19 protein-coding genes and 1 pseudogene are annotated in these 22181 nt (G+C 68.3%); 10 read left to right on the top strand and 10 right to left on the bottom strand.

The features are described 5' to 3' along the window. Positions 1-698 precede the first annotated feature (698 nt). From PHLH3_RS30080 to PHLH3_RS30070, 3 genes are all read right to left on the bottom strand, one after another. Complete coding sequence (locus PHLH3_RS30080) at positions 699-2039, bottom strand: sigma-54 dependent transcriptional regulator (RefSeq protein ID WP_213627372.1); 1341 nt, start codon at positions 2037-2039, stop codon at positions 699-701. Then, complete coding sequence (locus tag PHLH3_RS30075; protein WP_244862960.1) at positions 2036-3796, bottom strand: ATP-binding protein; 1761 nt, start codon at positions 3794-3796, stop codon at positions 2036-2038. The genes PHLH3_RS30080 and PHLH3_RS30075 overlap by 4 nt, the downstream gene beginning before the upstream one ends. Positions 3797-3866: 70 nt before the next feature. Further along, the gene (locus PHLH3_RS30070) at positions 3867-4703 is read right to left on the bottom strand and encodes a plasmid partitioning protein (protein WP_213627371.1); all 837 of its coding nucleotides are present in this window, start codon (positions 4701-4703) and stop codon (positions 3867-3869) included. 327 nt (positions 4704-5030) lie between these two features. Between PHLH3_RS30070 and PHLH3_RS30780 the strand changes: the two are divergent. From PHLH3_RS30780 to PHLH3_RS30055, 3 genes and pseudogenes are all read left to right on the top strand, one after another. Continuing rightward, positions 5031-5834: pseudogene (locus PHLH3_RS30780) on the top strand (DUF1302 family protein); the annotation flags it as partial. Next, positions 5717-6778, top strand: coding sequence for a DUF1302 family protein (locus PHLH3_RS30775; RefSeq protein ID WP_348529853.1), 1062 nt, complete (start codon positions 5717-5719; stop codon positions 6776-6778). The pseudogene PHLH3_RS30780 and the gene PHLH3_RS30775, both read left to right, overlap by 118 nt. A gap of 16 nt (positions 6779-6794) precedes the next feature. Further along, on the top strand, positions 6795-8156 hold the full coding sequence (locus tag PHLH3_RS30055; RefSeq protein WP_213627369.1) for a DUF1329 domain-containing protein: 1362 nt from the start codon (positions 6795-6797) through the stop codon (positions 8154-8156). Here the strand turns inward: PHLH3_RS30055 and PHLH3_RS30050 are convergent. After that, positions 8119-8766, bottom strand: coding sequence for a TetR/AcrR family transcriptional regulator (locus PHLH3_RS30050; RefSeq protein WP_213627368.1), 648 nt, complete (start codon positions 8764-8766; stop codon positions 8119-8121). The two genes, PHLH3_RS30055 and PHLH3_RS30050, sit on opposite strands and share 38 nt — an antisense overlap. 184 nt (positions 8767-8950) lie before the next feature. Here PHLH3_RS30050 and PHLH3_RS30045 point away from each other — a divergent pair, with 184 nt between their 5' ends. The 3 genes from PHLH3_RS30045 (at position 8951) to PHLH3_RS30035 (ending at position 11044) form a co-directional block, all read left to right on the top strand. Next, entirely contained in the window at positions 8951-9742 is a 792-nt protein-coding gene (locus tag PHLH3_RS30045) for an alpha/beta fold hydrolase (RefSeq protein WP_213627367.1), read from the top strand. A gap of 67 nt (positions 9743-9809) precedes the next feature. Then, positions 9810-10685, top strand: a complete 876-nt coding sequence (locus PHLH3_RS30040) for an alpha/beta hydrolase (RefSeq protein ID WP_213627366.1) — start codon at positions 9810-9812, stop codon at positions 10683-10685. Further along, the gene (locus tag PHLH3_RS30035; RefSeq protein ID WP_213627365.1) at positions 10682-11044 is read left to right on the top strand and encodes a hypothetical protein; all 363 of its coding nucleotides are present in this window, start codon (positions 10682-10684) and stop codon (positions 11042-11044) included. The genes PHLH3_RS30040 and PHLH3_RS30035 overlap by 4 nt, the downstream gene beginning before the upstream one ends. A 44-nt stretch (positions 11045-11088) precedes the next feature. Here the strand turns inward: PHLH3_RS30035 and PHLH3_RS30030 are convergent, their stop codons facing one another. Continuing rightward, on the bottom strand, positions 11089-11493 hold the full coding sequence (locus PHLH3_RS30030; RefSeq protein WP_111259376.1) for a DUF3301 domain-containing protein: 405 nt from the start codon (positions 11491-11493) through the stop codon (positions 11089-11091). Between the two features lie 47 nt (positions 11494-11540). Next, positions 11541-13079 (bottom strand): sensor domain-containing diguanylate cyclase, encoded by a 1539-nt coding sequence (locus tag PHLH3_RS30025; protein WP_213627364.1) that lies wholly within the window; start codon positions 13077-13079, stop codon positions 11541-11543. 105 nt (positions 13080-13184) lie between these two features. Between PHLH3_RS30025 and pdxY the strand changes: the two genes are divergently transcribed. The 4 genes from pdxY to PHLH3_RS30005 all read left to right on the top strand — a co-directional run bounded on the left by pdxY (position 13185) and on the right by PHLH3_RS30005 (position 16641). After that, complete coding sequence (pdxY, locus tag PHLH3_RS30020; protein ID WP_213627363.1) at positions 13185-14054, top strand: pyridoxal kinase PdxY; 870 nt, start codon at positions 13185-13187, stop codon at positions 14052-14054. A 118-nt stretch (positions 14055-14172) separates the two neighbouring features. After that, the gene (locus PHLH3_RS30015; RefSeq protein ID WP_244862959.1) at positions 14173-14556 is read left to right on the top strand and encodes a DUF2946 domain-containing protein; all 384 of its coding nucleotides are present in this window, start codon (positions 14173-14175) and stop codon (positions 14554-14556) included. A gap of 121 nt (positions 14557-14677) precedes the next feature. After that, the gene (locus PHLH3_RS30010) at positions 14678-16057 is read left to right on the top strand and encodes a PepSY domain-containing protein (protein ID WP_213627361.1); all 1380 of its coding nucleotides are present in this window, start codon (positions 14678-14680) and stop codon (positions 16055-16057) included. A 71-nt stretch (positions 16058-16128) separates the two neighbouring features. Beyond that, the gene (locus PHLH3_RS30005; protein WP_213627360.1) at positions 16129-16641 is read left to right on the top strand and encodes a copper chaperone PCu(A)C; all 513 of its coding nucleotides are present in this window, start codon (positions 16129-16131) and stop codon (positions 16639-16641) included. 15 nt (positions 16642-16656) lie between these two features. Here the strand turns inward: PHLH3_RS30005 and ybaL are convergent, their stop codons facing one another. From ybaL to PHLH3_RS29985, 4 genes are all read right to left on the bottom strand, one after another. After that, positions 16657-18348: a YbaL family putative K(+) efflux transporter gene (ybaL, locus tag PHLH3_RS30000; protein WP_213627359.1), complete on the bottom strand. Its 1692-nt coding sequence runs from the start codon at positions 18346-18348 to the stop codon at positions 16657-16659. A gap of 169 nt (positions 18349-18517) precedes the next feature. After that, entirely contained in the window at positions 18518-19027 is a 510-nt protein-coding gene (locus PHLH3_RS29995) for an acyl-CoA thioesterase (RefSeq protein WP_213627358.1), read from the bottom strand. Between the two features lie 268 nt (positions 19028-19295). Further along, positions 19296-20663 (bottom strand): glutamine synthetase family protein, encoded by a 1368-nt coding sequence (locus PHLH3_RS29990; protein WP_213627357.1) that lies wholly within the window; start codon positions 20661-20663, stop codon positions 19296-19298. Between the two features lie 14 nt (positions 20664-20677). After that, positions 20678-22069 carry an aspartate aminotransferase family protein gene (locus tag PHLH3_RS29985; protein WP_213627356.1) on the bottom strand — a complete coding sequence of 464 codons (1392 nt, stop codon included), beginning with the start codon at positions 22067-22069 and terminating at the stop codon, positions 20678-20680. Positions 22070-22181 lie beyond the last annotated feature (112 nt).

The raw sequence follows: 22181 nt of genomic DNA, 5'->3' as shown, positions 1-22181 counted from the left end.
GTGGAGCCAACTGTGCACGGTCTGTGGATAGATTTATATGGGCCAGTAACCAAGGGGCTTTGAATGGTGTGTTCAGATTTCGACCAGTGCCGCCCATTCGCGGTTGAAACCGCCCCCACAGACGAGGAAGCACCCATAGGAGCGAGTTCATTCGCGAGAAATCCCCAGGCGCGCGTATTCACCCACAGTTGCCCACAATGGCTGTGGAGCCAACTGTGCGCGCTCTGTGGATAGATCGATATGGGCGAGTAACCACGGGGCTTTGAATGGTGTGCTCAGATTTCGACCAGTGCCGCCCATTCGCGGTTGAAACCGCTCCCGCAGACGATGATGCGCCCGTAGGACCGAATTCATTCGCGAGAAATCCCCAGGCGCGCGTACTCATCCCCAGTTGCCCACAATTGCTGTGGAGCCAACTGTGCGCGGTCTGTGGATAGATATACGTGGGCCAGTAACCACAGGGCTTTGAACGGTGTGCTCAGATTTCGACCAGTGCCGCCCATTCGCGGTTGAAACCGCTCCTACAGGGGAGAATGCGTCCGTAGGCGCGATGTATTCGCGAAGAAATCCCCAGGCGCACGGATTCATCCCCAGTTGCCCACAATGTCTGTGGAGCCAACTGTGCGCGGCCTGTGGATAGTTAGCTGTGATCCAGAGGGCACAAGGGTTTAACCGGTGTGCTCAGCTTTTGACCGGCCTCAGTCCTCATCCCCCGGCAGGAACTCGCCCCGGGCCAGGCCGTGGCGCTGCATCTTCTCGTTGAGGGTGCGGCGGGGCAGCTGCAGCAGGGCCATCACCGCCTTGATATCGCCCTTGCAACGGGCCAGGGCCTGGCGCAGGCACTGGGCCTCATAGGTTTCCATCAATTCGGCGAGGGAGGGGGCGGCGCCGTCCGGGTTGCGGGCCGCTGTGGATAACCCCAGGACATGGCGCTCCGCGGCGTTGACCAGTTCGCGCACGTTGCCCGGCCAGTCGTGGGCCAGCAGTTGCGCCAGTTCGGCGGGCGTCAGGCTCGGCACCGGGCGGCCGAGGCGCTCGCCGGCCAGGGCGGCGAAATGCTCGAACAGCAGTGGCACGTCCTCGCGGCGTTCACGCAGGGCGGGCAGCTGCAGCTCGGCGACGTTGAGGCGGTAGAGCAGGTCCTCGCGGAAGCGCCCGGCGCGCACTTCTTCCTTGAGGTCCGGCTTGGTGGCGGCGATCACTCGCAGATCGACGCGGATGCTCTGGTTCGAACCCAGGCGTTCCAGTTGCTGCTCCTGCAGTACGCGCAGCAGCTTCACCTGCTGGGCCAGGGGCATGCTCTCGATCTCGTCGAGGAACAGGGTGCCGCCATCGGCGTGTTCCAGCTTGCCGATGCGCTTGCCCTGGGCGCCGGTGAAAGCGCCGCTTTCGTGGCCGAACAGTTCGCTCTCGAACAGGTTCTCCGGGATGGCCGCGCAGTTCAGCGCCACGAAGGGCTTGCCGGCGCGCGGGCCGAAGTCGTGCAGGCAGCGGGCGACCAGTTCCTTGCCGCTGCCGGTTTCGCCGCGCAGGAGGATGTTCACCGGCGTCTGCGCCAGGTCCAGCACCTGGCGGCGCAGCTGTTCCATGGGACGGGAGAAGCCCATCAGTTGCCCATCGAGGCGGGCGCGGTCGTCCACCTGGCGGCGCAGGCGGCGGTTCTCCTGGGTCAGGCGGCGCTTGTCCAGGGCACGGTGCAGGCTGCCCAGCAGGCGTTCGGGGGTGAAGGGCTTCTCGATGAAGTCATAGGCGCCCAGGCGCATGGCTTCCACGGCCTGGGGCACGTCGCCGTGGCCGGTGACCAGCAGGAAGGGCAGCTCGCGATCCAGCGCCTGGACCGCTTCCAGCAGCGCCATGCCATCCATGCCGGGCATGCGCAGGTCGCTGATCACCACGCCATGGAAGTCGGCGTCGAGCCCGTCCAGGCATTCCGCCGCACTGGCGCAGAGGCGCACGGTGAAGCCCGAGAGCTCCAGCCACTCGCGCACCGCTTCGCGGATCGCGGCCTCGTCGTCGACGAAGATCAGGTTCGGGGTCATGGCTGCTCCTCGGCAGGCTCGAAGATGGGCAGGCACAGGCGGAACACCGCGCCGGCGCCGCGATTGCCGGCGCTGAGCCGGCCACCCAGTTCATGGACGATGGCGTAGGAAACCGCGAGGCCGAGGCCGAGCCCCTCGCCCACCGGCTTGGTGGTGAAGAAGGGGTCGAACACCTGGGCCAGGGTGTCTTCGGGGATGCCGCCGCCGTTGTCGGCGACTTCCAGGCACCAGTGCCCGCCCTCACGCAGCAGGGCGATCTCGATGCGCGGCGCGGTCTGTTCGGCGACCGCGTCGAGGGCGTTGCGCAGCAGGTTGACCAGCACCTGTTCCAGGCGGATGGCATCGCCGCGCACCCAGGCCGGCTGGCGCGGGTGCTGCTCGATGTGCACGGCGCCGTCGCGCAGGCGCGGCGCCAGCAGTTGCAGGGCCTTGTCCACCACGCTGCCGAGCTCCAGGGTCTCGCGCAGGCCGCCAGGGCTCTGCCGGGCGTAGGTCTTCAGGTGGGTGGTGAGTGCGGCCATGCGCTGCAGCAGTTCGTCGTGGCGGCCGAGGGCATTGCGCGCCTGTTCCAGCTGCCCGTTGTCGAGCATCAGGCGCAGGCTGCCCAGGTGCATGTGCAGGGCGGTCAGCGGCTGGTTGATCTCGTGGGCGAGGGCGGCGGACATCTGCCCCAGGGCCGCCAGCTTGGCCGCCTGCACCAGGCCGTCCTGGGCGGTGCGCAGGGCGGCGGTACGCTGTTCCACCAGGCGTTCGAGTTCGTCGTGGCTCTGCCGGCGCAGGCGTGCCAGGCGCCAGCGCTGGTGCAGGAACAGGGCGAGGAAGAACAGCGCCAGCCACAGCCCGCCGGCGGCCAGGCTGGCGTCGCGGGCGGTGCCGGCGACGTTCTGCGGGCGATGCAGCAGGTGCAGGGTCCAGCCTTCGCTGGGCAGTGCCTGGGATTCCCACAGGTAGTCGGCCTCGCCGTCGGGCCCCTGCACCCGGACCAGGCGGCTGCCGTCGCCGAAGTCATCGAGGGTACGGTGCACCAGCGGCGTCAGCGGCTTCTTGTCGTACTGGCGGGTGGAGGCCAGCTCGGCGCGCTGCGCGGCATCGATCGGCGCCAGCTCGCGGTAGCGCCATTGCGGCTGGTTGGCGATGAAGACGATGCCCTTGGCGTCGCTCACCAGGATGGTGTCCGGGCGCTCGCGCCATTGCTGCTCGATCTCGGGGAATTCGAGCTTCACCACGATGGCGCCGAGGAAGTTGCCGGCTGCGTCGAGGATGGCGTGGGAGAGGAAGTAGCCGGGGATGCCGCTGACCACGCCCACCGCGTAGAAGCGCCCGGTGCCATGGGTGCGGGTCTGCAGGAAGTAGGGGCGGAAGCCGTAGTTGTGGCCCACGTAGCTGGTAGGCAGGCGCCAGTTGCTGGCGGCGATGGCCAGGCCGTCGCTGCGCATCAGCTCCAGGGTGGAGGAGTGGGCGGCGCCATTGATGCGCTCCAGCTTGAGGTTGAGGCGCTGTTGCAGGTCGGGCGTCAGCGGTTGCTGCAAGGCGTCGCGCAGCTCCGGGTCCAGGGCGAGCACGGCGGGCAGGGCACGGTAGCGGTCGATCAGGGTACGCAGGGCGTCGGCGTAGAGGCCCAGCTGGGCGCCGGCCTGCTGGCCTTCCTCGCGCAGGGCCTGGTGCTCGGCATGGCGGCCGGCCAGGTGCATCGACAGCAGCAGGCCGGCGAAGAGCAGCAGGGTCAGCAGGGCGATGCGCAGGGAACGGGGCAGCACGGGCGGGGTCCGGGTGTCGCGACAGGCGGCGACGATAGCATGACCCGGCCCGGGCTGCGTCCGCGGTGGCTCAGGGGTGGGCGTTGAACCAGGCGAGCACCTTGCCCGGCGATGCGGCGAACCATTCGTGGCCGCCCAGGGGCTCGGTGTAGCGCGCGGTCTCGATGCCCTGGTGGAGCAGGCGGTCGTAGTACAGGTCCATGCTCCACCAGGGCACCACGGCGTCGACGAAGCCGTGCAGGAACAGCGTCGGCGGGTGGTCGGCGGGGAGCTGGTCGGGCACCACGCAGAGCGGGCCGCTGCAGGTGGCGTAGGAGCCGGACTGCACCGCCAGGGCGCGGAACCTGCCGGGGAAGGACACGGCCATGCGGCTGGTGTTGTAGCCGCCGCTGGAGATGCCGGTGGCGTACTGGCGCTGGGCGTTGAGCGGGCCGAAGTGGCCGCTGGCGATGGCGGCGAGGACGTTGCCGAGAAAATCGTAGTCGGTGCTCAGCTCATAGGCCTGGGCGAGGCCGGGGATGTTGGTCTGCCAGAACAGGTCCGCCGGCGCGCTGGGGGCGATCACCGCATAGCCGTTGTCCAGCAGGGCCTGCACCAGCTTGCCCTCGTAGTAGCCACCGAAGGGCAGGTTGCCGTGGTAGCTGAAGTCGTTGAGCGGGAAGAACGAGCCCTGGTAGACCAGCACCACCGGCCAGCCGCCGGCCGGAGGGGCGCCCAGCGGTGTCTGGTAGATGATCTTGCGCTGGCCGACCAGGCCGGAATCCAGCCAGGTGCTCTGGTAGGTGCAGCTCACTTCGGCAGGGCGTAGCAGGGTGCGGGGGCGTTCGCTGCAGCGTGAGGCGGCCAGGGCGTGCTGGCCCAGGCAGGCGGCCAGCAGCAGGCCGCAGAGCAGGGTACGAAGGGGCATGACGGGTCTCCTATTGTTGTTGTTCGACCGCTTTTAAATCGAAACAGAAATTCCGATTCCGTCAATAGGGCTGTTCGATATTCGTCCAGCGCGCTGTGGAGGAGGGCCGTTGCAGAGCCTGTGGACAGCTTCTGAAAAGCGACGGACGGCGCGTGCTTCGCTGGTCAGCCCACAGGCCGGTCCGGCACGCCGGGCGAACCCGACTGAGGTGGCGGAGCTGTGGATAAAAAATAATGCGGTGGCCGTCTTGTCAGCCGTTGGGTGCCGGATTAGATTATTTCGGAACCGATGTTCCGATTCCGATAAAAACAACAGCTGGAGATCATCGTGGCAAATCAAGGAAGAGGCCTGGCAGCAGCCGGCCTGGCGTTGCTCGGCGCGTTGCCCCTGGGTGGCGCACAGGCGTTTCAGGTGCGTTCCGGAGACTGGACCACCTCGCTCGACACCACCCTGTCCTACGGGCTCAGCTACCGCGTGGAGGGTCAGGACAGCAAGCTGATCGCCCGCGCCAACGGCGGTACCGGTGACAACGCCGGGCTGATCAACTCCGATGACGGCGACCTCAACTTCCGCCGTGGCGATCTCTTCTCCGAAGTGGTCAAGGCGGTGTCCGAGCTCGACCTGCGCTACCAGGACCGCTTCGGCGTGTTCGTCCGGGGCCGCGCGTTCTATGACTTCGAGCTGAAGGACGACGAGCGCCGCCACCGCCAGATCAGCCATGCCGGCCTCGATGAAGCCGGCTCCAGCGCCGACCTGCTGGACGCCTTCGTCTACGGCAGCTGGACGGTGAATGACCGCGCCCTGAACGCGCGGCTCGGGCGCCAGGTGATCAATTGGGGCGAGGGGCTGTTCTACCAGAATGGCATCGGCGCCACGAACCCCGTGGATATCAACGCCCTGCGCGCACCGGGCTCCGAGGTGAAGGAGGCGTACATGCCGACCTTCATGGCCTACGCCTCCTTCGAGCTGCGCGACAACCTCAGCGTCGAGGGCTACTGGCAACCGGGCAAGGCCTGGGAAGCCTCGAAGATCGACCCCTGCGGCACCTACTACTCGACCCTCGACGTGATAGGCGAGGGCTGCAACTACCTGTCCGTCTCGCCCCTGCAGGAAGCGGTGGCCGGCGGCCGCGCCTTCGACAACCCGGCGCTGGCCCAGGCCTACGCCGATGCCCTGGCGCCGGGCGGCCTGAACAACCTGCTCAAGGCCTACCTGCCCACCACCTTCATCCCCGCGCCCAGGACATCGACGGCGATGACGCCGCGCAGTACGGCCTCGCCCTGCGCTGGTACGTGCCGGAACTGAACGACACCGAACTGGGCTTCTACTACCTGCGCTACAACATGCAGGTGCCCATGCTCGGGCTGACCGTCGGCCAGCCGGTGACGCTGCCCATCGTCGGCACCCTGCCCAACGCCAGCAGCTCGCGCTACTACGCCGAGTACCTGGAGAAGCGCGACCTGTTCGGCATCAGCTTCAACACCTCCATCGGCGGCGAGAGCATCTTCAACGGCCTGTCGCTGGCCGGCGAGCTGAGCTACCGCCCGGACACGCCCATCGCCCTCGGCCTCAACGAGTACCTGCCCGACGCCCTGTTCAACCCCGCCGGCCTGCCGGTGGGCACCCACCTGGACGGCTACCGCGAGAAGGACATGTACCAGGCCTCGCTGGCCGCCATCTACAACTTCACCGGGGTGTTCGGCGCCGACTCGGCGACCCTGTTCACCGAACTCGTGGCCAGCCGCGTACAGGGCCTGGAATCCGACGTCGACTACTACGAGGCCACCAGCACCGCCACCGGCGCCCAGGCCAGCCTGCAGCTGACCTACACCAACGTGCTCAACCTGGTGAACCTGGTGCCGTCGTTCGGCTACCAGTACAGCATCAACGGCGTGGCGCCCCAGCTCACCAACGGCCTGGACGAGGAGGCGCAGAGCTGGTCGGCGGGGATCGACGCCATCTACAAGGAATCGCTGACCGTGGGCACCCGCTACGTCGGCTACAGCGGCGGTGGCGTATCGAACAAGCGCAGCGATCGCGACTTCGTCAGCTTCAACATCAAGTACAGCTTCTGAGAAGGGATTCGACGCCATGCACAGATCAGGACTTATCCACAGCGGCCTGCTCACCGCGCTGCTGTTGGCCGCGCCGTTCGCCCTGGCCCAGGTGGGGGCCGACCAGGCCGCGCGCCTGGGCGCCGACCTGACCCCGCTGGGTGCGGAGAAGGCCGGCAACGCCGCCGGCACCATTCCCGCCTGGGACGGCGGCCTGGCCCGCGATGCCACGGCCTACGACAAGGCCTCCGGCTACAAGGACCCCTTCGCCGCCGACCAGCCGCTGTTCAGCATCACCGCGCGGAACGCCGAGCAGTACCGGTCCCACCTCAGCCCCGGCCAGCTGGCCATGCTCAAGCGCTACCCGGACAGCTGGAAGCTGGTGGTCTACCCGACCCGGCGCTCGGCCTCCTACCCCGAGGCGGTGTACGCCGCGATCAAGGGCAACGCCACCCGTGCGCGGCTGATCGAGAACGGCAACGGCATCGCCGACTTCAAGGTCGCCACGCCGTTTCCCATCCCCCAGTCGGGGCTCGAAGTGCTGTGGAACCACCTGGTGCGGTTCCGTGGCAACAGCGTCAAGCGCTACTACGCCCAGGCGGTGCCCCACGCCAGCGGCGACTACTTCATGACCCGCATCGAGGACCTGTTCCTGTTCAACCAGGATGCCGGCGATCCCGGCAAGGACAACGGCAACGTGCTGTTCTACTTCCGCCAGTCGGTGCTGGCGCCGGCACGCCTGGCCGGCACCGAGCTGCTGGTGCACGAGACCGTCAACCAGGTGAAGGAGCCGCGCCTGGCCTGGCTCTACGCCGCCGGGCAGCGCCGTGTGCGGCGCACGCCGAACGTGGCCTACGACTCTCCCGGCACCGCCTCGGAGGGGCTGCGCACCACCGACAACTTCGACATGTTCTCCGGTGCGCCGGACAAGTACGACTGGAAGCTGGTGGGCAAGGAAGAGCTCTACGTGCCCTACAACAGCTACCGCTTCGCCTCGCGCAGCAGCAAGTACGCGGACATCGTCCAGGCCGGCCACGTCAATCCCGACCTGCTGCGCTACGAACTGCACCGTGTCTGGCACGTGCGCGCCACCCTCAAGGACGGCCAGCGCCACCAGTACAAGCAGCGCGACCTCTATTTCGACGAGGACAGCTACCAGATCCTCCTGGTGGACCACTACGACAACCGCGACCAGCTGTGGCGGGTCGGCGAGTCCTACACCCTCAACCTCTACGACCAGCCGCTGGTATGGACCAAGGGCGACGCCGTATATGACCTGATCGGCGGTCGTTATGTAATCGGCATATTGTCCAACGAAGAACCGGCGGATGAATTCGATATAGCGCTGAAAGCGTCCGACTTCACCCCGGCACAACTAAGGCGGGACAGCCGGCGTTAAACCCGGCGAACTTCCAGGTAATTGCAGACGAGGTGGGAAAGTTCCCCCGGGACAACTTCCCGGGGGTGACACCGAGGGTGCCGACCATGGTCAGGTAATTGAGACTGGCGAGCAGCATGTGGGCCGTCAGGTCGGCGGCCTGTTGCGGGTGCCGGTGGCCGATCTGCTGCGGGTGGGCGAGGACGATGCGGCAGAAGGCCTGGCCGATGTAGGCATTGAGCTGGTGGAAGCGCTCGCGGAACTGCACGTCCATCGAGCTGCGCCGGATCAGGGCGCGGAGCAGGCCCTCGCTGCCATCGAAAAGACGCGTCACGCCTTCGATGAAACCCTCGATCTGCGTGGTCAGCGGCAGGCCGTCGAGGTGGGCGATGACGCTGTCGACGGCGTCCCGGCTCTGCAGGACGAAGCGCTCGTGGACGGCATAGAGCAGCACGTCCTTGTCACCGAGCAGGCGATAGAAAGTGCCCACCGAGGACTCGGCGAGCTGGGCGATCTGGGAAATGCCGGTTTCTTCGAAACTGTCGTTGGCGAGCAGTTCGGCGGCGACGTTGAGGTAGCGTTCCAGGGCCTTTCTGCTGCGTGCCTGGGTCGGACTGGCAATGCTGTACATGGTGGTTTCTCGAGTCGGCGCTGGGCGATTCTAGGAGGTTTGGAAGGGCAAAGGCAAACACCGGAAACTTGTTCATCGGGCGCCTCGGAAGTTATCCGATCAACCAACTTTTCATCGGTCCGTTTAATAAGGAACGGCGCCTTTTTATTGGCCGATGATTATTCGAAAGGGAATTAAATCGACCATGGAACAGATCAACTTGTCCGGCGGGCGTTTCAACTATATCCGCCAGGGAGAAGGGGCCGCCGTGCTGCTGGTGCATGGCCTGGGATCGTCCCTGGAGGACTGGCAGCCCCAGGTCGAGGCGCTGTCGCGGCACTTTCGCGTGTACGCCCTGGACCTGCGTGGCCACGGCGCCAGTGAGCCGCTGCGGGCACCGGTGAGCATGGGCGAGCTGGCCGCCGACGTGGCCGAGTTCATCGTCGCCATGGACCTGGAGCCGTGCATCCTGGTGGGCATCTCCATGGGCGGCATGATCACCTTCCAGCTGCTCGCCGAGCACCCGCACCTGGTGCGCGCGGCGGCGGTCATCAACAGCTCGCCGTGCTTCCCCCTGGACAGCTGGCAGGCGCGTTGGCAGGTGGCGCTGCGCTTCGCCCTGGTGCGGTTGTTCGGCCCGGCGGGGATGGCGCGGCTGCTGGCCGGCAGGCTGTTCCCCAAGCCGGAGCAGGCGGCGCTGCGCAAGCGGGTGATGGCACGCATCGCCGGCAACGACCGGCGCTCCTACCTGCACGCGATGGGCGCCATCCCGGGTTGGTCGGCGTTGCCCGGGGCCCGCCGGGCGAACACTCCGCTGCTGGTGATCAGCGGTGACCGCGACTACACCCCGGTGGCGGCCAAGGCGGCCTACGTCGCCCAGTTGCGCAACGCACGCCTGGAGGTGATAGCCGATTCCGGCCACGCCACGCCGCTGGACCAGCCCGAGGCGCTGAACCGCCTGCTGGACGCCTTCGTCCGCGAACACGCGGCCATCTGAAGGCAACGGCTGCGCCGGAGGCGGCCCGGCGGATAAACTGCACGCTCTTTCCTTCGAGTGCGTTGCGATGCTGTTGTCCGCCTGGTCCCACCCGAGTTCCGCCGGCTTCACCCTGCGCGGCTGGCACAGCCAGCCCAGCGGCAAGCCGCTGCTGCATTTCCTCCACGGCAATGGTTTCTGCGGCCGTGCCTACACGCCGCTGCTGGAAGCCCTGAGCGAGGACTTCGACCTCTGGCTGTGTGATGTGCAGGGGCATGGCGACAGCGACCACGGCGGGCGTTTCCTCGGCTGGAACCGCAACGCCGAGCTGGCGGTGGAAGCCTTCGAGGCCGGGCGCGGCATCTTCGGCGATGCCCCCCGCTTCGCCCTCGGCCACAGCTTCGGCGGCGTGCTCACCAGCCTGGTGCTGGCGCGCCACCCCGAGCTGTTCCAGCGCGCGGTGCTGCTCGACCCGGTGCTCTTCACCCCGGCGATGATCGGCGTCATGGCCTTCTCCGAAGTGCTCGGCCTGCATCGCCGCACCACCATGGCCAAGCGCGCCCGGGCCCGGCGCAACCACTGGACCGATCGCCCGGCCGCCTTCGCCGCGCTGCACGGGCGCGGCATCTTCAAGGGCTGGACGGACGCGGCCCTCGGCGCCTACGTGGAGCACGCGCTGAAGGACGTGGATGGCGGTGTGGAGCTGAAATGCCGGCCCAGCCGCGAGGCGGAGATCTTCAGCTCCTGCCCCAAGCGCCTGTGGCCGTCGCTGACACGCATCGTCACGCCGACGCGGATCTTCCATGGCCAGGCGAGCTATCCCTTCGTCGCCCGCTCGGTGGCGCGGATCAGCGCCCTCAACCCCCACGTCGGCGCCCAGGTGGTGGAGGGCGGGCACTGCTTCATGCAGGAGTTCCCCGACGCCGCCGCCGAGCGCGCGGCCGATTTCCTCCTGCAGCGATGAGCGACGCGGCGCGGGAGCGGGTCTGGCTGGCGCTGTCCGGGCTGTGGCTGGACACGCAACGGGATGAGGCCGACCTGCGCGTGATCGCCGACACGCTGCGCGCCAGCGCCCTGCCCCCGGCCGAGCTGGAGGCCATCTACCTCTACGAGGTGGCACCGGTGCTCTGGTTGAACGCCTGGAGCGTGGCGGGGGAGTGGAGCGGCTTCGATCCCGAATGGCTCTTCGAGCGTTGCCGGCATAACCGTGCGCGGCGTGCCAGCCGCTTGTTCCGTGGGCGCTGCCGGCTGATGCGCTGGATGATGACCTATGCCAACCGCGAGCAGTGGCAGGTTATCCAGAGGCTGGTCGAAGGCACCTGATCGCGAGGTTTATCCACAGGCTCGCGCTGTGGACAACCGCAGCGTCATTCGACGTGGCGCTGCTCGTCCGGGCGCGGGTGGCTGCGCCGCCAGTCGCTGATCTGGATGACGTTGCCTTCGGAGGCGACGGGCGGCTGGAAGGGGTGGGCATCCAGCTCGATGCGGCCACCGTGGTTGCCGAACATCTGGATGGTCCCCGTGAGGCGTTGCTCGCCGGTGACGGTGAATTCGAAACCGTAGATCCGCGCCAGGCGCCGATGGCCCCTGGCGTCGCGGACGATGGCGAGGCGCTGCAGGGCGACGTTGCCGTCGAGCAGCTCCACGTCGAAACGCGTGCAGTATTGCTTCACCAGCGCCAGTGCGCGCTCGCGAATGCCGTGGCCGCGCCAGAGCCAGGCGGCACCGGCGGCGAAGAGCAGGAACAGGAAGACATCGCCCAGACTGATCATGATCACTCCCCTGGAATGCCCAGAAGCTTAACCCATCCTTGGCGATTTCATCGGGCCAGTTCGACACGGTTGCGACCGTATTGCTTGGCGCGATAGAGGGCCGCGTCGGCGGCCGCCTGCACGTGCAGGAGATCGCCGTTCGGCGGGCTGCCGGCCAGGCCGATGCTGACGCTGACGCTCAGGGCGGTGCCGCTGGCGTCGATGCGCAGGTGCTCGACCGCTTCGCGCAGGCGATCGAGGAAGGCGCGGGCGGCCTCGAGGGTCGTGTCGGGCAGCAGGAAGACGAACTCCTCGCCGCCGAAGCGCGCGAACAGGTCGGTGCTGCGTGCCTCGCGCTGGCACAGCTGGCTGAACGCGCAGAGCACCAGGTCGCCGCTGGCGTGGCCGTGGGTGTCGTTGATGCGCTTGAAGTGGTCGAGGTCGAGCATCGCCAGGCACAGGGGCTGTTCCTGGCGCCGCGCGCGTTGCAGTTCCTGTTCGGCGCGGGCCTGGAAGGCGCGGCGGTTGAGGGCGCCGGTCAGCGGATCGGTGGTGGCCTGCAGGCGCAACTGCTCCTCCAGGGCCTTGCGGTGGCTGACGTCGCGCACCTCCATGAGCTGCTGGCCGCTGCCGTCGAGGTTGGTGACCGCCAGCTCGGCCGGGAAGGTCGAGCCATCACGGCGCAGCGCGAGCGCGTCGGCGGGGGCGCCGTCCCCACGGGCGAGCAACTGGCCGATGCGCGCCCGCTCGGCCTCGACGAACAACTGCTCGGGCGCCTGCCGCTGCAGTGCTTCGCGCGGTTGGTCGAAGAGCGCCTCGAGCGTCGGGTTGCTATCGTGGATGCGCCCGTCCTGCAGCACCAGGACGCCGGCGCTGGTCACCCCCATCAGCCGTTCGAAACGCTGCGCGCTGGCCTCGGCGTGGCGGGCGTTGCGCTGGCTGTCGAGAAGGATGCGGCGCATGGTCATCAGCGCCAGGCCGAGCAGCGCGATGACCCAGAGCGGAATGCCGAAGTTGTAGGGCAACAGGTAGGCCATGGAGCGGGTCACGTCGGCGTGCTCGACGGCATTGAGCCAGTCGTGCACGGCGATGGCGCCCCGCAGCAACGTGACCAGCGCATAGCCGAGCAGGACGATGCCGACGCAGCGGCAGACACTGCGCAGCTCCGGCTCCCGCGGGTAGCGCAGCAGGGCGTTGGCGGCCTGCAGCGGCAGGAGGCCGCCGATGCCGGCGTACAGCGCGATGAGCAATTCGCTGTTCAGCGGCGCCACCCACCAGTGCCAGCTGTTGGCGGCGGCCATCAGCCCGGCGCTGACCGGTACCGTCCACCAGGGCAGCGGGCGGCCGAGGAAGCGGAACACCCCGAGCATCAGCACCGCCTCGCCCGCCAGTTGCGTGGCGTTGCCGAGCACGTTCAGCGGGCGGTTGCCGGTGGCGACGAAGACGAAGAAGGCGAGGATGCCGAAAATCAGCAGCCAGGCCCCGGCCATCCACAGGCCCGGGCCGCGGTAGGGCCGCGAGAAGTACCACAGGCCGGTGCAGGCGACGGCGCTGCCGAGCATCAGGTTGAGGCCCAGCAGCATCGGCGAAAAATACAGGGATTCCATGGTGGCTCTTGCGGCGGAGGATGGGAGAATCTTGCCATCATGGTAGTGAGCCTGTCGCCGTAAGCCAGGCCCGTCCTCCCACCCGTCGAGCCCAGGGTCCACCCAATGTCGCGAACGCCCCATCTCCTCAGCATCCAGTCCCATGTGGTCTTCGGCCACGCCGGCAACCGCGCGGCGGTGTTTCCCGTCGAGCGTCTCGGGGTCAATGTCTGGCCGCTGAACACCGTGCAGTTCTCCAACCACACCCAGTACGGGCAGTGGACGGGCGAGGTGCTGCCGCCCAACCAGGTGCCGACGCTGGTGGAAGGCATCGCCGCCATCGGCGAACTGGGCAATTGCGACGCGGTGCTCTCGGGCTACCTCGGCAGCGCGGCCCAGGGGCGCGAGATCCTCGAGGTGGTGGCGCGCATCAAGCGGGCCAACCCGCGTGCCCTGTACCTCTGCGACCCGGTGATGGGCCACCCGGAGAAAGGCTGCATCGTGGCGCCGGAAGTCAGCACCTTCCTCCTCGAGGAAGCCGCCGCCGTGGCCGACCTGCTGTGCCCCAACCAGCTGGAGCTGAACAGCTTCGCCGACCGCCGCCCCACCTCGCTGGAGGATTGCGTGGGCATGGCCCGGGCGCTGCTTGCGCGCGGGCCGAAGGCCGTGCTGGTCAAGCACCTGGACTACCCGGGCCGCGCCGCCGAGGACTTCGAGATGCTGCTGGCCAGCGCCGAGGGCACCTGGCTCCTGCGCCGCCCGCTGCTGGCCTTCCCGCGTCAGCCGGTGGGCGTGGGCGACCTCACCTCCGGGGTGTTCCTGGCGCGCCTGCTGCTGGGCGACGACCTGCTCGGCGCCTTCGAATTCAGCGCCGCCGCCGTGCACGAGGTGCTGCTGGAGACCCAGGCGTGCGGCAGCTACGAGCTGGAACTGGTACGCGCCCAGGACCGCATCGCCCATCCCCGGGTGAAGTTCGAGGCACGGCGCCTGGGTTGAGCGGGACTTTGCCGCCGCCCACTGCGGCCATCTGACTCAGCCGCTATGCTTCAACCCGTGGCGGCGTGCGGCTAGCATGGCGCCCGCTCTTCACCCCCTCGATTCCGGGACGGCAGCAGTGGCTCGACACACGACAATCCGCAGCGGCGCCTGGCTTGGCCTTCTGGCCATGCTGCTGGTGTTCGCCGGTCCGTTGCTGTCCCAGGCCCGTGCCATGGACCACCAGGGCGTGCCGGCCTGGATGGGCGAGCTGGCCTGCTCCACCGAGCACGGCGCCCCGCAGAAGGCGCCGGGCCAGCCGGGCCACGAGGCGGCCTGGGCCAAGTGCGGCTACTGCACCCTGCTGCTCAATTGCCCGGCGCTGAGTTCTGCACCGCTGGTGGCCTCCGCCCTGGCGGACCTCGCCCGGGCACCTCGCCTGGCCCCGGTCGACTCGGGCCATGCCGGCTCGGCGATCTTCCCCGGCTCACGTTCCCGCGCGCCGCCCGTCTCCCTCGCCTGATCCACGCACCGCGCCATCCTTGCCGCCTTCCCTGGGCGCGTCGGCTGGCGCCAAGCCTCCGCCGCGCCAGCCACGTCGCTGCGCGCGAACCCAGAGAGGCGCTTTCTAGGCGAGCACGACCATGAGCAAACCTGCTGTCTCGTTCTACAACCTGGCCTGGCGCTGGCATTTCTACGCCGGCCTCTTCGTCATCCCCTTCATGATCCTGTTGTCGGTCACCGGCAGCATCTACCTGTTCAAGCCGCAGCTCGACGCGCTGATGTACGCCGACCTGCTGCGGGTGCAGCCGGGCCACCACGCGCTGGACGCCGACGCCCAGCTGCAGCGGGTGCGCGAGGCTTATCCACAGGCCAGCGTCAGCCAGTACCTGCCGCCGGTGGATGCCGGGCACAGTGCCCAGTTCGTCATCGCCGACGCCGGCCGCAACCTGAACCTGTTCCTCGACCCCTACAGCGGCAAGGTGCTGGGCACCCAGGACGCCTTCTGGAACCTGCAGGCGGCCACCCGCGCCCTGCACGGCGAGCTGATGATCGGCACGGTCGGCGACCGGCTGATCGAGCTGGCCGCCGGCTGGGGCATCGTCCTGGTGGTGTCGGGGCTCTACCTCTGGTGGCCGCGAGGGCGGTCCGGCGCCGGCGTGCTGTGGCCGCGCCTGTCCGCGCGCGGGCGCCTGTTCTGGCGCGACCTGCACGGCGTCACCGGCTTCTGGGGCAGCCTGCTGCTGCTGTTCATGCTGCTCACCGGCATGACCTGGACCGGTTTCTGGGGCGCGAGCTTCGCCGATGTGTGGAACCGCTTCCCCGCCGCCATGTGGAACGAGGTGCCGAAGTCCGGCGAGCTGGCGCGCAGCCTCAACAGCGCCAGTGACCAGACCGTGCCCTGGGCGGTGGAGAACACGCCGCTGCCGGAGTCCGACGCCCATGCCGCCCACCGTGCCCACGCCGGGCACGATCGGGCAGCGGCAACCGATACGCCGAGCATCCCGCTGCAGCAGGTGGTCGACACCGCCCGCGAGCGCGGTGTGGTGCCGGGCTACGGGATCACCCTGCCGACCACGCCCACGGGTGTGTTCAGCATCGCCGTGTTCGCCGACGACCCGCGCAACGACGCGACCTTGCACCTGGACCGCTACAGCGGCAAGGTGCTGGCCGATGTGCGCTGGCGGGACTACGGGCTCGTCGCCCGGAGCGTGGAGACCGGCGTGATGCTGCACGAGGGCCGTCTCTTCGGCCTGGCCAACCAGCTGCTGATGTTCGCCGTGTGCCTGATGATCCTGCTCAGCGCGATCAGCGGCCTGGTGCTCTGGTGGAAGCGCCGGCCCAGCGGCCGCCTCGGCGTGCCGCCGCTGCCCCACGGCCTGCCGCTGTGGCGTGGCGCGGTGGTGATCATGCTGGTGCTGGGCGTGGCCTTCCCCCTGGTGGGCCTGTCCCTGGTGCTGGTCTGGGCCCTGGACCGGCTGGTGCTGTCGCGCTTCGGCGGCGGCAGGGTGATGGCGGGCTGATCCCGCCACGGGTTTTCATCGGCGCTCGCATGGCGGGCGCCCAATCTGCTTATCGATTGATGGAGTTGAACATGCGCAAGACACTGCTGACCCTGATCGCCCTGCTGGGCTTCGTCCCCTTCGCCCAGGCCCATGAATACGAGCTGGGCAAGCTGCACATCGAACACCCCTGGGCCCTGGAAGTGCCGCCGGTCTCGCCCAACGGCGCGGCCTACCTGGTGGTGCACAACGGCGGCGACACGCCGGACCGCCTGCTGGGCGCCGACACCCCGCGCGCGAACAAGGCCGAGATCCACGAGCACGCCCACGTCAACGGCATGATGAAGATGCAGCAGGTGCAGGGCGGCCTGGCCATCCCCGCCGGTGGCGAGGTGCGCCTGGAGCAGGGCGGCTACCACCTGATGCTGTTCGGCCTGAAGCAGCCGCTGAAGGATGGCGAGCGCTTCCCGCTCACCCTGCACTTCGAGAAGGCCGGCGACCTGCAGGTGGAGATCGCCGTGCAGAAGGAAGCGCCCGCCAAGGCCGACGGGCAGATGCAGCACATGGAGCACATGGACCACGGCGCGCACCAGCACGCCGAGTGACGGCTCGCGCCGTCGTCAGGCCGCGACCGGTGCGTCCGGGGTGGCCTGGTCGGCGGCGACGCGATCGATCATGGCGCGGGCGATCTCGCGCTCGCCCATGATCACCAGGTCCGCGCCGTTCTGTTCCAGATGCTCCACCTCGGCGTCGAAGTGGGCGCGGGCGATGATGGTCAGCTGCGGGTTCACCGCGCGGGCCTGCTGGGCGATCTGCCCGGCCTCGAAACCATTGGGGATCGCCAGCAGCAGCCAGCGCGCCCGCGCCAGCTGCGCCAGCTCCAGCACCTCGGGTCGCGCCGCGTTGCCCAGTACCGCGCTGATGCCCGCCTCACGCAATTCATCCAGCCCCGCGCGGCTGTCCTCGATCACCACCAGCGGCGTGCCGGCCTCGCGCAGGCGCAGGGCGATCTTGCGGCCGACGCGGCCATAGCCGATGAGGATGGCGTGGTCGTGTTCCTCGATCGCCGGCGGCACGTCCTCGACTGCTGCCTGCTCCGGCAGCAGCTCCGCCGCCTTGCGGTCCTGGCGTGCCTGCCAGCGGCCGATGGCGATGAACAGCAGCGGGTTGACCAGGATCGAGAGGATGGCGCCGGCCAGCAACAGGTCGCGGCCGGTCTGCGGCATCAGCTCCAGGTCCAGCCCCAGGCCGATGAGGATGAAGCTGAACTCGCCGATCTGCGCCAGGCTGGCGGAGATGGTCAGGGCGGTGCTCTTGGGGTGGCCGAAGGCACGCACGATGACATAGGCCGCCACCGACTTGCCGAGCACGATCACAAGGAAGGTGGCCAGCACCGGCAGCGGCTCGCGGATCAGGATCAGCGGGTCGAAGAGCATGCCCACCGAGACGAAGAACAGCACCGCGAAGGCGTCGCGCAGGGGCAGGGTCTTCTCGGCGGCGTCATGGCTGAGCTCCGACTCGTTGAGCACCATGCCGGCGAAGAAGGCGCCCAGGGCGAAGGACACGTCGAAGAGGATGGCCGAGCCGTAGGCGATGCCCATGGCGATGGCCAGCACGGCGAGGGTGAACAGCTCCCGCGAGCCGGTGCCGGCGACCTTGGCCAGCACCCAGGGGATCAGGCGGCGGCCGACCACCAGCATCAGCACCACGAAGGCGGTGACCTTGCCCAGGGTCAGCAGCAGTTCGACGCCGAGGCTGATCTCGCCACCGCCATGGGCTTTGCCGCCGAGCATGCCCGAGAGCGCCGGCAGCAGGACCAGGGTCAGCACCATCACCAGGTCCTCGACTATCAGCCAGCCGACGGCGATGCGGCCGCGCTGGGTATCGAGCAGCTGGCGTTCCTCCAGGGCCCGCAGCAGCACCACGGTGCTCGCCACCGACAGCGCCAGGCCGAACACCAGCCCGCCGCCCAGCGACCAGCCGAGCCCCCAGGCCAGGCCCATGCCCAGCAGGGTGGCCACGGCGATCTGCACCACGGCGCCTGGGATGGCGATGTTCTTCACCGACATCAGGTCCTTGAGGGAGAAGTGCAGGCCGACGCCGAACATCAGCAGGATCACCCCCAGCTCGGCGATCTCCTGGGACAGCGCCTGGTCGGCGACGAAACCCGGGGTGAAGGGCCCCGCGAGAACGCCGGCCAGCAGGTAGCCCACCAGCGGCGAGATGCGCAGGCGGTTGGCCAGGCTGCCGAGCAGGAAGGCCAGCACCAGGCCGGCGGAGAGGGTCGCGATCAGCGGTGTGTGGTGGGGCATGCGGCGGCTCCTTGCACGCAGGGAACATCCAGGCCGCAACGATGCGCGCAACGCTGCGGAGGACGGTTCGAAGGTGGTTCACGGGGCCTGGCCCGTGGCGAACGCGGCTGCCGCCGCGTGCGTCAGGTTACCCGTTGGCTGACGGTGATTGTATGAAAAGTCCGTCAGATTATTTTTCAGGATGTAGCGACGGTTCGGTGCCGTTCTCGCGCAGCTCACGGTAGCGGCGCTCCATTTCCTGGCGGATCTGCCGGCGCTGCTGGCCCTGCAGGAAGCGCCGCTTTTCCTCGGCTGTCTCCGGCTGGCGCGGCGGCACGGGAGCCGCCTTGCGGTCGTCATCCAGCGCCACCATGGTGAAGAAGCAGCTGTTGGTGTGGCGTACCGAGCGCTCGCGGATGTTCTCGGTCACCACCTTGATGCCGATCTCCATGGACGTGGTGCCGGTGTAGTTCACCGAGGCGAGGAAGGTCACCAGCTCGCCCACGTGCACCGGCTCGCGGAACACCACCTGGTCCACCGATAGGGTCACCACGTAGCGCCCGGCATAGCGGCTGGCGCAGGCGTAGGCCACCTCGTCGAGGTACTTGAGCAGGGTGCCGCCGTGGACGTTGCCGGAGAAGTTGGCCATGTCCGGGGTCATGAGGACGGTCATCGTCAGTTGCGCGTTGCCGGGTTCCATGGAAGGGCTCTGTCTCGGGGCTGGGAAGTGAAACTGTAGACGCAGCGAGACAGGCACGGAGCACAGGGGCACCGCCTGTGGATAAACACCCAGCCGCACTCCGCCCCGTAGGATGGGTAGAGCCCCGCGAAACCCATGCTGCCCGCCCGACGCCGAAGTCATGCCGGTACTCGGAATTGATGGGTTTCGCTCCGCTCTACCCATCCTACGAGTTGCGGTTTGCGGCTGGTGGGGTTGTGGATAAGCAACTTGTCCACAACCCCACGCATCAGGCGTGGGTCAGGTACCAGCGCCAGTCCTGCTCGCCTACCTCGCTGACGAACTGGCGGAACTCTTCCCATTTGATGGCGAGGAAGATGTCGAGGAAGCCTTCGCCCAGGGCCTCCTTCGCCCAGGCCGAGCGCTCCAGGGTGCGCAGGGCGGTGAGCCAGTCGGTGGCGAGGGTCTCGCGGGCCTGTTCGTAACCGTTGCCGGTGATGGCTTCGCCCGGGTCGATCTGCTCGCGGATGCCTTTGTGGATGCCCGCCAGCATCGCGGCGGCGGCCAGGTAGGGGTTGGCGTCGGCGCCGCAGATGCGGTGCTCGACGTGCCGGCTCTGGGCCGGGCCGCCGGGGACGCGGAAGGACACGGTGCGGTTGTTCACCCCCCAGCTCTTGGCCAGCGGCGCGTAGCTGTTGGCCTGGAAGCGCCGGTAGGAGTTGGCGTTGGGGCAGAAGATCGCCAGGGCGTCGTCGAGGGTCGCCATCATCCCGCCGATGGCGTGGCGCAGCAGCGGGGTGCCGTGCGGGTCCTCGCTGGCCATCAGGTTGTTGCCCGCCTCGTCGGCCAGGCTGACGTGCAGGTGCATGCCGCTGCCGGCCAGGTCGCCGAAGGGCTTGGCCATGAAGCAGGCCACCAGGCCGTGCTTGTTGGCCACGCCCTTGACCAGGCGCTTGTAGCGCACGCCTTCGTCGATGGCCTGGAGCGCGTCGAAGCGGTGTTCCAGGGTCAGCTCCAGCTGGCCGGGGGCGTATTCGGAGATGGCGGTGCGCAGCGGCAGGCCCTGGGCCTCGCAGGCGGTGTAGAGGTCGTCGAGGAAGGGCTGCAGCTGCTCCAGTTCGTACACGCCGTAGACCTGCGGCGCCTGCGGGCGCACGCCATTGGCCTGCAGCGCCGGCTGCGGGCGGCCGTTGGCGTCGCGGGCCTTGTCCAGCAGGTAGAACTCCAGCTCCACCGCCATCACCGGGTGGTAGCCGTCGGCCTTGAGCCGGTCGATGGCGCGGGCCAGCACGTGGCGCGGGTCACCGGGCGTGGCGGGCAGGCCCTGGGTCGGGTGCATGCTCACCTGCACCTGGGCGGTGGGGCTGCTGCGCCAGGGTTGCAGGGCCAGCGAGCCGGGCACCGGGTAGGTCCAGCAGTCGGCGTCGGCCACTTCCCAGACCAGGCCACTGGCTTCCACGTCCTCGCCCTGGATGGTCAGCGAGAGGATGGAGCTGGGCAGCGGTCGGCCATTCTCGTAGATGGCCAGCAGCTCGTCGCGGTGCAGCAGCTTGCCGCGCGGGATGCCGTTGGCGTCGAACAGCATCAGTTCGATGCTGCGGACTTCGGGGTGGCGGTCGAGGAAGTCGCGGGCTTCCTGGGGATCGGCGAATCGCATGGATTTTCTCGCAGTCAGAGTCGGGCGCCGGGGATGGCCAGGAGCTCGCCCAGGGCCTGGTCGAGGGTGGTGATCAGGCGGTCGACATCGGCCTCGGTGGTGTCCGGGCAGCACAGGGTCATGTTGTGGAACGGGGTGATGAGGATGCCCCGGTTGATCAGGTAGAGGTGCAGGGCCATCTGCAGGCTGTCGTGGAAGGCCGCTTCGGCCTCGGCACCGGTGCGCGGCGAGGTGGCGCAGAACTGGAACTCGCAGCGGGCGCCCAGCTCGGTCACCGACCACGCCAGGTGGTGCTTGTGGATAAGTCCACGGAAGCCTTCGGCCAGGCGTGCCGCCAGGGGCAGCATGTGGTCATAGGCGGCCGGGGTCATCACCTGTTCCAGGTTGGCGCGCATGCAGTGCATGGCCAGGGCGTTGGCCGAGAGGGTGGTGCCCATGCCGCTGTGGCCGTGGCCGCCGGACTGTTCGCTGGCGTGCTTGCGGGCCAGCTTCATGGCCTGGGCCATCTCGGCGGTGCAGCCGTAGACGGAGCAGGGCACGCCGCCGGCGATGGGCTTGCCGAGGGTGATGAAATCCGGCTGCAGGTTCCAGGCGCGGGTGCAGCCGCCGGGGCCGGTGGAGATGGTGTGGGTCTCGTCGATGATCAGCAGGGTGCCGTGGCGGCGGGTCAGCTCGCGGAGCTTCTCCAGGTAGCCGGCATCGGGCAGGACCATGCCGATGTTGGTCATCGCCGGTTCGCAGAGCACGGCGGCGACATCGTTCTGCGCCAGGGCCTTTTCCAGCGCGTCGAGGTCGTTGAAGGGCACGGCGCGGCTGGTCTTGGCCAGGTTGCGCGCCTGGCCGATCAGGCCGCTGCGGTGCACGGTGCGGCCCTCGCGGTGGCGCACCATGACGTCGTCGACGGTGCCGTGGTAGCAGCCGTCGAACACCAGCAGCACCTTGCGCCCGGTGATGGCGCGCACCCAGCGGATGACGAAGCGGTTGGCGTCGGTGGCGGTGGTCGCCACCTGCCAGTAGGGCAGGCCGAAGCGCTCGGCCAGCAGTTCGCCGGCTACCACGGCGTCCTCGCCCGGGAGCATGGTGGTGAGCCCGCGCGCGCCCTGCTCGGCGATGGCACGGGCGATGGGCGCGGGGGAGTGGCCGAACATGCTGCCGGTGTCACCGAGGCAGAAGTCCACGTACTCGTGGCCGTCGACGTCGTGGAAGCGCGCGCCCTGGGCGCGCTCGACGAACAGCGGGCAGGGCGTCGACCAGTCGCTCATCCAGTGCATGGGCACGCCGCCGAACAGCGAGTGGCGGGCACGCTCGGCGAGCGCCAGGGATTTGGGGTTCTGGGCGATGAAACGGGCGCGCTCGGCGGCGGCGAAGGTTTCAACGGCGGATTCTGCAATGCCACTGGCGGTCATGTTTGAACACCTCGTTCGAATTTCCGCACATCCTGTTTTGTGATCACAGATATGTCAATAGCTGGACTGTTTCTGGCAAAAGCCTATGATCGAACTGCTTTTGTGATCACAC

Origin of the sequence: Pseudomonas sp. Pc102 (assembly GCF_018408275.1) — a bacterium.
Taxonomy (GTDB): Bacteria; Pseudomonadota; Gammaproteobacteria; order Pseudomonadales; family Pseudomonadaceae; genus Metapseudomonas; species Metapseudomonas tohonis.
Note: the sequence above shows the minus strand (reverse complement) of the source record. Positions and strands in the feature narration are given on the sequence as shown.

Excerpts from the sequence above, each read along its gene's own strand:
- PHLH3_RS30080 (WP_213627372.1), bottom strand. The coding sequence starts at position 2,039 with ATGACCCCGAACCTGATCTTCGTCGACGACGAGGCCGCGATCCGCGAA.
- PHLH3_RS30070 (WP_213627371.1), bottom strand. The coding sequence starts at position 4,703 with ATGCCCCTTCGTACCCTGCTCTGCGGCCTGCTGCTGGCCGCCTGCCTG.
- PHLH3_RS30055 (WP_213627369.1), top strand. The coding sequence starts at position 6,795 with ATGCACAGATCAGGACTTATCCACAGCGGCCTGCTCACCGCGCTGCTG.
- PHLH3_RS30050 (WP_213627368.1), bottom strand. The coding sequence starts at position 8,766 with ATGTACAGCATTGCCAGTCCGACCCAGGCACGCAGCAGAAAGGCCCTG.
- PHLH3_RS30045 (WP_213627367.1), top strand. The coding sequence starts at position 8,951 with ATGGAACAGATCAACTTGTCCGGCGGGCGTTTCAACTATATCCGCCAG.
- PHLH3_RS30040 (WP_213627366.1), top strand. The coding sequence starts at position 9,810 with ATGCTGTTGTCCGCCTGGTCCCACCCGAGTTCCGCCGGCTTCACCCTG.
- PHLH3_RS30035 (WP_213627365.1), top strand. The coding sequence starts at position 10,682 with ATGAGCGACGCGGCGCGGGAGCGGGTCTGGCTGGCGCTGTCCGGGCTG.
- PHLH3_RS30030 (WP_111259376.1), bottom strand. The coding sequence starts at position 11,493 with ATGATCAGTCTGGGCGATGTCTTCCTGTTCCTGCTCTTCGCCGCCGGT.
- PHLH3_RS30025 (WP_213627364.1), bottom strand. The coding sequence starts at position 13,079 with ATGGAATCCCTGTATTTTTCGCCGATGCTGCTGGGCCTCAACCTGATG.
- pdxY (WP_213627363.1), top strand. The coding sequence starts at position 13,185 with ATGTCGCGAACGCCCCATCTCCTCAGCATCCAGTCCCATGTGGTCTTC.
- PHLH3_RS30010 (WP_213627361.1), top strand. The coding sequence starts at position 14,678 with ATGAGCAAACCTGCTGTCTCGTTCTACAACCTGGCCTGGCGCTGGCAT.
- PHLH3_RS30005 (WP_213627360.1), top strand. The coding sequence starts at position 16,129 with ATGCGCAAGACACTGCTGACCCTGATCGCCCTGCTGGGCTTCGTCCCC.
- ybaL (WP_213627359.1), bottom strand. The coding sequence starts at position 18,348 with ATGCCCCACCACACACCGCTGATCGCGACCCTCTCCGCCGGCCTGGTG.
- PHLH3_RS29995 (WP_213627358.1), bottom strand. The coding sequence starts at position 19,027 with ATGGAACCCGGCAACGCGCAACTGACGATGACCGTCCTCATGACCCCG.
- PHLH3_RS29990 (WP_213627357.1), bottom strand. The coding sequence starts at position 20,663 with ATGCGATTCGCCGATCCCCAGGAAGCCCGCGACTTCCTCGACCGCCAC.
- PHLH3_RS29985 (WP_213627356.1), bottom strand. The coding sequence starts at position 22,069 with ATGACCGCCAGTGGCATTGCAGAATCCGCCGTTGAAACCTTCGCCGCC.